Source organism: Eubacterium sp. BIOML-A2 (assembly GCF_009680135.1).
Lineage (GTDB): Bacteria > Bacillota > Clostridia > Lachnospirales > Lachnospiraceae > Faecalicatena > Faecalicatena contortus_B.
Genome location: NZ_WKZK01000098.1, coordinates 1 through 6,749, shown reverse-complemented (window position 1 = coordinate 6,749; position 6,749 = coordinate 1). Strand labels below are relative to the sequence as shown.

Sequence of the window (6,749 nt, the reverse complement as noted above, 5' to 3'; positions counted from 1 at the left end):
GATGTGTCAGTGGTGCTCCATTTTCAGGGCTGTTTCCCGCCTAGAATTTCTTAGGTCCGCGGCCGCGTTTTTGAAAGGACATGGATGTTCTCCGGGAGGTTTTCGGGTATCCCTTTATGGAGCGTCCCCATCCGCCCCGGGACTAAAGCCCGTTGCTAAATCCCCATTTTATGATATAATTTTTTTATGGTTTATATAGCGGATTCATTATAAAATGAATCAAATAATTATGAAAAGTGAGGTATTGCAATGAACATTACAGAAGCAATTGAATCACGCAGAAGTATCCGGAACTTCAAGGACACCCCGGTCCCGGAAGACATTCTGCGCAGGCTGGCCGATGCCGGCAGGCTCGCGCCCAGTGCCAGCAATCTACAGGCATGGAAATTTTTCTTTGTGACCGAACCGGACCTCGTCGCTAAAGTGGACATGTTCAGTCCCGGACTCAGCGGCCATCCGCCCGTCATCCTGGTAATCTGTTCCGATATGGAATATGCCCTGAGCCACTCCCGCAATGCTGAAATCTACGGCTGCATGATGGACGCCTCTATGGCGGCCGAAAACATCATGCTGGCGGCACTCGAAGAGGGCCTCGGCACCTGCGCCATCAAGTCCTACACCGATGCCGCCGTACGCAAACTCCTCTGTCTCCCCGATACATACCGTATAGAAATGCTAATGTCCATAGGCTACCCCGAAGGAGACCCAAGAGACCCCAGAAGAAAACCCCTGGAAGAAATCCTATACTTCAATCAATGGGAGGAAAACAAATGAAAAATAAAGAAGCCAGTCTCGAACTCTTAATCTACATGATAACCAGCGCCGCCGGCCTGGAAAACGAGCCTCACATCTATGGCCCCCTCCGCTTAATAGAGGCCTCCCAGCGCCTGTGCCAACTCCGCCTGGAGGATGACCCCGATAATCAGGACCTAAAAGACCTCATATCCATAATAGAAGAAGGCAAACACAAATGCACCTCCGACGAGCCCGCCTTCTACCAAATGCTCCAGGACGCCGCCGCCAAACTGGTAGACATAATCTAACAAAAGCAGAACATTATTCTGCCCCCATACTGCCGTCCCGCCCGCCAGGGTATACATTACGGCGCGCCCTTTGGACATACCTTATTCCGCAGTCTACTGCGGATCCGCCCGCAGGGCATGAGTTACGGCGTGCCCTTTGAACACACATTATTCTGCATATACCTGCCCCCTGGCCCACAGTTTCCAACTTAAGGCGCTATAACATTCTCCCCCCAGCATCCCCTCGCGCCGCCGCCTCCGTCCGCCATCTCCGGCCACCCGCCCGGATGAGCGCCGCCTTCCCGGGATGGTGAATGAGACGTCGGAGGGGATTTGTGCAGGTGTTTTTGGATGCCTAAAGTGTGCCGTGTTTCCGTTAGGATAAAATAGAAAAATCTGATGGACAAACTTTGCTTTCCCAAGCAAAGTTTGAAGCAACTAAGGCGCCAAATCATCAGATTTGGCACCGCATGTTGCTGGTTCCATCAGATTTTTCTATTTTATCCTTACGGAAACTAGGCTAAACGCCCGGTATCCAAAAACACCTGCACAAATCCCCTCCGGCGTCTCATTCACCATCCCGGGAAGGCGCCCCCCTACTCTAAAAATTCCTTCAGTTCCGCCATAAAGGTGTTTACATCTTTAAACTCCCGATATACGGAAGCGAACCGCACATAAGCCACCGGATCCAGAGCCCTGAGCTTGTCCATCACAATCTCACCGATCATACTGCTCGGTATCTCTTTTTCCTCGCGGTTGAATATCTCCAGTTCCACGGCATCTATCGTCCGCTGAATCTCCGATGCCGGAACCGGTCTTTTATAGCAGGCACTTAAAATGCCCTGCTCAATCTTCGCGCGGTCATACTGTTCTCTGTTATTGTCTTTTTTGATAACGATCAGCGGAATAGTTTCAACCTTTTCATAGGTTGTGAAACGTTTTCCACACTCGTCACAGGAACGTCTTCTGCGTATAGAATTATTATCTTCTGCAGGCCTAGAATCAATTACTCTTGTGTCGGGGTTTCCACAATAAGGACATTTCATAATATATTCCGCCTTTCCTCCCATTTCTTCCCCCATTATACACAATAACTAGAACTTTTGCAAAAACTTTTCCTCCCTTATTTCCACCAAAATAATATCGGGACCGATCTTCTTGATGCAGTGCCACGGAATGACATATTCACAGTCTGTTCCAAGGAATCCGCAGATTTTCCCCGGCCCCGGAATGATGATGGCCTCCACCCGTCCCTCTTTGATGTCGATATCCACATCCACAACGCATCCAAGCCTTTTACAGTCGCATACATTAATAACTTCCTTTTCCCGCAATTCACATAATCTCATAATCTCACCACACCAAAAATGCCCGCATACAGCAGCAGCTTCTCTCACTGTTACTATATGCGGGCACTCTGAAATGCGTGTTAAATTGCCATTACCTTTTCACTTTCAAATGCTTTTGCAATCACACCGATTAATACGGCTCCCAGAACTAGTGTTACGCCCAGTGTCATCCCATACTGCATCATAGTCACTTCCTGCGTCAGAATGCCCTGCAGCGTAAGCGATGTGTTATAGATCGGCACGGCGTAGAACCATTCGTGCGGGGTCTTTGTTGTAAACATTGTCGTGATCCCAAGCACCAGAACCAGCATGTAAACCGGCATCACGTAAGAATTGGCCTCCTTCACGGTCTTGGCAAATACGGATACCAGGACGATAATTGCCGAATACAGAAATGCAATTGCCACAAGCAAAGCGGCCATCATTCCGATCTGCTTTGGATTCAACGACAGATCCAGTCCCATATCTCCGCCCATGCCGCTCATCATCTGCGGCATAAAGGCAACCATTGCACCCACATATACGACAGAGGATACTCCGGAGATAATCATCAGTGAAAATACTTTTCCAAGTACAATGGAGCTTCTCTTGATCGGGGAAACCAGAAGGCTTGCCATCGTGCCCCTTTCCTTCTCCCCGGCCACCATATCAGTTCCGATTCCCATAGCCCCCGCAAATAACAGGATGGTTACAAAATAAGGAAGCATCATTCCCAGAACCTTGCCGCTGGCTTTCTCCTCGTCCTGAATTACCATTTCGGGATTATCCGAATTTACTGTAAATACGGTAAGACCTTCCATGTCCTCCACACGGTCGGATAAGAGCAGCTGTCTGTATGACTCCAGGACGCCATTTGATATTGTGTCATATGCCGCGCGTGAATAGTCTTCCGACGGATTGTAATACGTCTTAACCTGAGGGGTTGGCGCTCCTGTCTGATAACTGGAAACCTCATCCAAAAAGCCTTCCGGAAATTCGATCAGCAGATCGGCCCCTCCGTTTTTTATCATATCTTCGGTCTCGGCCCTGTCGCTGACCGTATATACATCGCATTCTTTGTCCGCAGCCTTTAAAAATTCTTCAAAACCTGCCGGCGCATTCTGGAGATATACGATCGCCTTATGCGATTCGACGTCTTCCTGAGCGCTGCTGCTCAGACTGCTGACCAGAGTCATAATACCAACCATAATAATCACCGGAAGGAAAAATACTGAGAAGATCATCTTCTTGTCTTTGAAAACCCTTGCCAGCTCTTTCCCGCATATCTGTTTAATCCCGCTCATCTTACTTTCCTCCTTTCTGAATTCTGTAAAGTTCGAAAAAGGCATCTTCCAGATCCTCTGTGTTTGTATCATGAAGTATCTGATCCAGGCTTCCCTCAGCCACCTTGCAACCATCAATGATAATTCCGATCCTGTCACAGATTTTTTCGGCTTCTGACATGACATGCGTGGAGATAATCACCAGTTTGCCTTCGTCTCTTAATTTTCTTAAATAATCAGTAACGCCGCGTGCCGTCACTACATCCAGCCCATTGGTCGGTTCGTCAAAGATTACGATATCAGGATCATGAACCAGACACACCGCGATTGCAGCTTTCTGTGCCATACCTGTAGAAAGTTCTTTGATTTTTTTCTGGGAAAAGTCTTTAATCCCAAAGTATTCAAAAAGCTCCTCTTTTCTCGCTTTGAGCCTATCCTCCGGAATGTTATGTAATCTTCCGAAGAAATCAAACATATAATCCACAGAAAACTGAGGATCCAGCTTTATATCCCCTGTCAGAAAGCCGAGCTTCTCCCGCACCATTTCCGGCTCCTTCTGCACTTCATGGCCGGAAACATAGATCTCGCCTTTTGTCGGCTTGATGATGGTAGAGATACACCGCAGCGTCGTTGTCTTCCCCGCGCCGTTTGGTCCCAAAAGGCCGTATATCTCGCCCGGTTTTGCCGTAAGGCTCAGGTCATTAACAGCAGTCTTTACGGGGTTTGTCGTCTTGGATTCCTTCATCTGCTTTTTATTCAGTTTATAAATCTTGGTCAGGTTTTTGATCTCTATCATGATCTCCCTCCTCATTCTGTACTATTGTGTTAATACAACTATATATCCTTGTTATTGATTTGTCAATAACAATTTTTTCCTTCCTCAGCCCTTTCAATCTTTTACCAAATAGATTACAATATTAAAAAAATAAGGAGGACTATCCATGAAAGAAACTATCTTACTTTTTCACGTTCCCGATAAAGAAAAGCTGTTAAAAATCGAAATGGCACTTTTTCCCCTGCATGTTCGCTTGAAACATGTGAAAGAGGAAGAGTATCACCAGCCGCTCGGCGTACTGGCGGGTATAAAAGACGCGGTACCCGCCGAAGGAAATTATACCGGCAGCGCCCTGGCCGATACCATGATCGTTTTTGCATTCTTTGATGACAACCGTCTCAACCAGGCACTGGCAGCGCTGAAGAAAAGCGGCGCCGGCCCTCTGCCCTACAAGGCGGTCCTTACTCCGACCAACCAGTTCTGGACTGCCCACGAATGCTTGGCAGAACTGAAACGTGAACATGAGGCTATGACTCCCTAGTACAGCAGTGCACTAATAATTCAGCAATAATCACCTGCTCTCTACGTCATAGCTGTACCTGCTTTCGCTAGACGTAGGAACCACTACGCCGTCGCGAAAGCAGGCACAACTCTGACGCAGATATCAGGCACTTATTACTGAAAGATTAATGCACTGCTGTACTAGCAGGAATCATAGCTTTTTTTCATAATATTTTTTCACGATAACGGTAACAAGGAAATACAGCATTAGTACTCCCCATGCCGTCCAGAATACAGCAAAGTTAAAAAATCCTGAGATCAAAAGAACTGCATAACAGACTCCCATAACAATCATGCCTGCCCAATATGAGGTTTTTTCATTAATCATTTTATTTCTCTCGTCGGATACTTTGAGACGTTCTTCTCGTAGAAGTTTTTCATTCTTAAGAAGTTTTTTTGCCTTCAGGATCTCCTTAACCGCGAAGATAATGACGGCTGCACCGGTTCCCATAAAGACTCCGCATAAAAATCCCTCTTCATACTCTCCGCCTCTCAACATCATCACAATCGCCACTGCGATAGTAAGCAGCCCCACACCGCACATAAAAAAGTCTATCCTGATCCGGGCTTTTAGTTTCTCCCTGTACTCCTCGTCTGTCTTAGCTCCCTGTTGCAATGCTTTTATAAACATATATTTTCCTCCTCCAGATTAAAAATAAAAATATCCTCAATATTGACTCCAAAATACTGGGCAATCTTATGTGCCAGTATCAATGACGCATTATACCTGCCGTTTTCCAGCGATATGATGGTCTGCCTTGTCACCTCAACTGCATCTGCAAGTTCACTCTGCGTAATCTTCCGTTCCTTCCTCAACTGCTGAATTTTATTTTCCAAAAACATCCCCCATTTCTGACCGTCGTATTCAACGCTACTTTCCTCCATAAAACAAAGACCCCTTAAACGCTTTTATTCTGCGGTAGGACTTTTCCGGAAGAATCCCGATCAACATCAGGCAGATCGCCATCCCAAAAAGGAATCCCTTAATCAGCTCCGGAGTATCCGCAAACTGCTGAAGCAGCAAAGCCAGCGCATGAAATGCAAAACCCAGCTTTAATTCTCTCCTCATATCACCTTTTTTCATAATCACCGCTCTCCTTTGCCTCTAAAGAAAATGTATAGTTCGTTTTACATTTAAAGTATAGTACGCTTTACACAAAATGTCAAGTACATTTTACATTTTCCAACAACGACCTTTAATCCCGGCGCGGATAGGGAACGGGACGCTCAACAACAGGTTTACCGCAGACACGAAAGCACCACCAATTCAACCTCCATACACAGCCCCCGTTTAAGCTCCCCTATGCCTTTATATGGACTCCCTATGTTCCCATCATGCAGAAATACAATATCTGCACTTAATATACACTGTATATAACGTTATTATCTTGCCATTCCACAGTTGCAAAAAGAAAAGAGAGCCTTTCACAGCCCTCTTTCATATTGACTTTCTCATTCATTTGTCATACTTAACAGTTTGGCAACCAATGTCTCTAAACTTTTTCCCAAAAATGGGACAAAGTCTGGTATTGCACCAAATGCCATCCCAATTATTATCATTCGCCCACATTCTCTTGCAGATTCCAATGCAAATCCATAACTCAAAACACCTGTCAGAATAAATATAATTGATAAAAAGTAAAGCAAAATATTTCCCAACATCATCGGAATTTTTAATAACCAGCGAATCAATGTCATTACTGTGATTATTCCGGGCCTCCGGCCCACCCAGGCCGCAGTTTAGCGCAGTTAGACCGCGCATCAGCCCATTTGATACAAT

The 6,749-nt window shown here is 46.1% G+C and carries 11 protein-coding genes; 3 read left to right on the top strand and 8 right to left on the bottom strand.

Going from position 1 to position 6,749, the window contains the following annotated elements:
- The first annotated feature begins 249 nt into the window (after positions 1-249).
- Both GKG43_RS22335 and GKG43_RS22330 read left to right on the top strand, forming a co-directional pair.
- Positions 250-774 carry a nitroreductase family protein gene (locus GKG43_RS22335; RefSeq protein ID WP_129880092.1) on the top strand — a complete coding sequence of 175 codons (525 nt, stop codon included), beginning with the start codon at positions 250-252 and terminating at the stop codon, positions 772-774.
- Positions 771-1,043: a DUF6092 family protein gene (locus tag GKG43_RS22330; RefSeq protein WP_050641690.1), complete on the top strand. Its 273-nt coding sequence runs from the start codon at positions 771-773 to the stop codon at positions 1,041-1,043. Before GKG43_RS22335 ends, GKG43_RS22330 begins: the two co-directional genes overlap by 4 nt.
- Positions 1,044-1,618: 575 nt before the next feature.
- Here the strand turns inward: GKG43_RS22330 and nrdR are convergent.
- The 4 genes from nrdR to GKG43_RS22310 form a co-directional block, all read right to left on the bottom strand.
- On the bottom strand, positions 1,619-2,068 hold the full coding sequence (nrdR, locus tag GKG43_RS22325; protein ID WP_025654864.1) for a transcriptional regulator NrdR: 450 nt from the start codon (positions 2,066-2,068) through the stop codon (positions 1,619-1,621).
- Positions 2,069-2,116: 48 nt separating this feature from the next.
- Positions 2,117-2,371, bottom strand: coding sequence for a YlmC/YmxH family sporulation protein (locus GKG43_RS22320; RefSeq protein WP_025654863.1), 255 nt, complete (start codon positions 2,369-2,371; stop codon positions 2,117-2,119).
- Positions 2,372-2,451: 80 nt separating this feature from the next.
- Entirely contained in the window at positions 2,452-3,654 is a 1,203-nt protein-coding gene (locus GKG43_RS22315) for an ABC transporter permease (RefSeq protein ID WP_050641691.1), read from the bottom strand.
- Position 3,655: 1 nt separating this feature from the next.
- Positions 3,656-4,429: an ATP-binding cassette domain-containing protein gene (locus GKG43_RS22310; RefSeq protein WP_025654861.1), complete on the bottom strand. Its 774-nt coding sequence runs from the start codon at positions 4,427-4,429 to the stop codon at positions 3,656-3,658.
- Positions 4,430-4,574: 145 nt separating this feature from the next.
- Here GKG43_RS22310 and GKG43_RS22305 point away from each other — a divergent pair, with 145 nt between their 5' ends.
- Positions 4,575-4,949 carry a DUF3783 domain-containing protein gene (locus tag GKG43_RS22305; RefSeq protein WP_050641692.1) on the top strand — a complete coding sequence of 125 codons (375 nt, stop codon included), beginning with the start codon at positions 4,575-4,577 and terminating at the stop codon, positions 4,947-4,949.
- A gap of 171 nt (positions 4,950-5,120) precedes the next feature.
- Here GKG43_RS22305 and GKG43_RS22300 read toward each other — a convergent pair whose 3' ends face one another.
- The 4 genes from GKG43_RS22300 to GKG43_RS22285 all read right to left on the bottom strand — a co-directional run.
- A complete protein-coding gene (locus tag GKG43_RS22300) occupies positions 5,121-5,600 on the bottom strand; it encodes a hypothetical protein (RefSeq protein WP_129880090.1) in 480 nt (159 codons plus the stop codon).
- The gene (locus tag GKG43_RS22295) at positions 5,591-5,806 is read right to left on the bottom strand and encodes a helix-turn-helix transcriptional regulator (RefSeq protein ID WP_025654858.1); all 216 of its coding nucleotides are present in this window, start codon (positions 5,804-5,806) and stop codon (positions 5,591-5,593) included. Before GKG43_RS22295 ends, GKG43_RS22300 begins: the two co-directional genes overlap by 10 nt.
- Positions 5,807-5,840: 34 nt before the next feature.
- Positions 5,841-6,053 carry a hypothetical protein gene (locus GKG43_RS22290; protein ID WP_050641694.1) on the bottom strand — a complete coding sequence of 71 codons (213 nt, stop codon included), beginning with the start codon at positions 6,051-6,053 and terminating at the stop codon, positions 5,841-5,843.
- Positions 6,054-6,425: 372 nt separating this feature from the next.
- The coding region (locus GKG43_RS22285) for a hypothetical protein (RefSeq protein ID WP_206672038.1) at positions 6,426-6,749 on the bottom strand (324 nt) is incomplete at its 5' end.